Origin of the sequence: Hallella absiana (genome assembly GCF_025457485.1) — a bacterium.
In the GTDB taxonomy this organism is placed as follows: domain Bacteria; phylum Bacteroidota; class Bacteroidia; order Bacteroidales; family Bacteroidaceae; genus Prevotella; species Prevotella absiana.
Genome location: NZ_JAMXSP010000075.1, coordinates 1 through 1826, shown reverse-complemented (window position 1 = coordinate 1826; position 1826 = coordinate 1). Strand labels below are relative to the sequence as shown.

Below are 1826 nucleotides of genomic sequence, written 5' to 3'. Positions count from 1 at the left end.
GGATATATATCGCTAAACCTTTGTAGAAGTCTATCTTTTCTTGTTCCATGACCGCAAAGGTAAGCAAAAAAAATAGTTTTAGCACGCTATCATATCAAGTTCTTTGGTTAGGCAGCGGCATCTGCCCGCCACGGACAATCCCCCTTGGGCCGTATTTGCCCTCCCCTATCTGTGTCAGAGAGTCGAGGGCAAAGGGGACGTCCTTGCGGAAGGCAGACATGAACCTTTCGCTCTCTAGAATGACCGTTGATGAACATCCTGCCATCATAACGGTACAGGCTGATAGTATAAAAGTCTTGAAAATCTCTTTGTAGTTCATATAGGTGAATTATAACAGTTGTGCCATTTTCTCAAAGATATACGCAGCGTCCCAATACTCGAAGTTGTTGGCTCCCAGGCGCACCATGATGAGGTGTTTGGCAGGATTAATGTAGAGCACCTGACCACGGATGCCTACTGCATACGTTCCGGGGCAGGCGGGATCCTTGATTCCCAGGTCATAACTGTTGTACCAGCACAGATGATAGCCATCGTTGGTCGTGTCGTATGCTATGGACTCGCGTATCCACTTCTCGCTGACGATGCGACGGCCGTTCCATACGCCACCATTCAGATACAGTCGACCGATTCTCGCCAGGTCCATGGCGTTGGTGGCGATGCCACCGAAGGCATGAGAGTGGTGATGCTTACGGCTGTCGATGGTGATATACGCGTCGTGGCTCATACCCAGAGGCTTCCATACCTTCTCACTAAGGTAGCCGGCAAGGCTCTGATGTGTGGCTCGCTCGATGACCAGTCCCAGCACCTGGGTGTCTATGCTACGGTAGTTATGCGTCGTCCCCGGCTCACATCTGAACTTCAGGCGCTTCACCAATTTCATCACGTTGTGACTATACTGCAAGTCAGCCATCTTTCGCAGGTTGCCCAGTCCCTTTCGGTTCAGACTGTAGGTGTCCTCCATCTTCAGGCCCGACTGCATGTTGAGCAGATGGCGGATGGTGAGTTCCTGCCAATAAGGATGCTTAGACTTCAGCTCAGGGAGATAGTCAGTCACCGGGTCGTCGATGCTCTTGATGTAACCCTCATCGACGGCGATGCCACAGAGCAGCGATGTGATGGACTTTGAGACGGAGAATATCGTAGCGTTCGTTGTTGGCGTATATGTACCGGAGCTCTTCTCATAGATGATGGTGTCGTTCCGGATGATGATGGTGGTCTGGTTAGGACTCAGATTGGCCATACGCTCTGACAATGTTTGCATCTTCTTCCCTCTGAGAGGCTCACAGATATGAAGGGTGTCGAGTTCTCTTTTGGAATCAGGAAGCGCTACGAAAGAGAATGTTCCTTTCGCTGTCCGGATGGTATCCCGTTCCCGTTGATGGAAGCTGAATGTTGTTGGTCCGTCCTTCCCATCCTTGTGCAATCCGCGTATGACGGAGCAAGATGATAACAAGCCTGTAAGTAAAGCTATGTATAAAATTCTATTGTTTCTCATTTTATAATTTTGTGTTAGTACAATCATATTGACGACAAAATTACTAAAATATCAGCAATAAGCGCACGGGTTGCAATCTCTTTCCATATCTTCCTTAATTCCGCAACACTTTGATTTAACTTTATTTATAAGTACCTGAGCAACAAAAAGTTGCTCAGGATTTTGCCATGTCAGATTTTTCACCTATCTTAGTGTTGCAAATCAAAATATGGCCCAAGGGGGATTGTCCGTGGCGGGCAGATGCCGCTGCCTAACCAAAGACAGTAACACATCTATAGAAAAAGAAGGGTATATCCCTTATTCCCTTCAGGCATGACCTGAAGGCTTTCAT

The 1826-nt window shown here is 47.9% G+C and carries 2 protein-coding genes; both read right to left on the bottom strand.

Features of this window, described 5'->3' with window-relative positions; translation table 11 throughout:
- Positions 1-94: 94 nt before the first annotated feature.
- Positions 95-268: a hypothetical protein gene (locus NG346_RS14400; RefSeq protein ID WP_262288909.1), complete on the bottom strand. Its 174-nt coding sequence runs from the start codon at positions 266-268 to the stop codon at positions 95-97.
- Between the two features lie 60 nt (positions 269-328).
- Positions 329-1261 carry a serine hydrolase domain-containing protein gene (locus tag NG346_RS14395; protein WP_262288908.1) on the bottom strand — a complete coding sequence of 311 codons (933 nt, stop codon included), beginning with the start codon at positions 1259-1261 and terminating at the stop codon, positions 329-331.
- Positions 1262-1826: the final 565 nt, after the last annotated feature.

Coding starts and splice junctions, on each gene's coding strand:
- NG346_RS14400 (WP_262288909.1), bottom strand. CDS start 268: ATGATGGCAGGATGTTCATCAACGGTCATTCTAGAGAGCGAAAGGTTC.
- NG346_RS14395 (WP_262288908.1), bottom strand. CDS start 1,261: ATGCAAACATTGTCAGAGCGTATGGCCAATCTGAGTCCTAACCAGACC.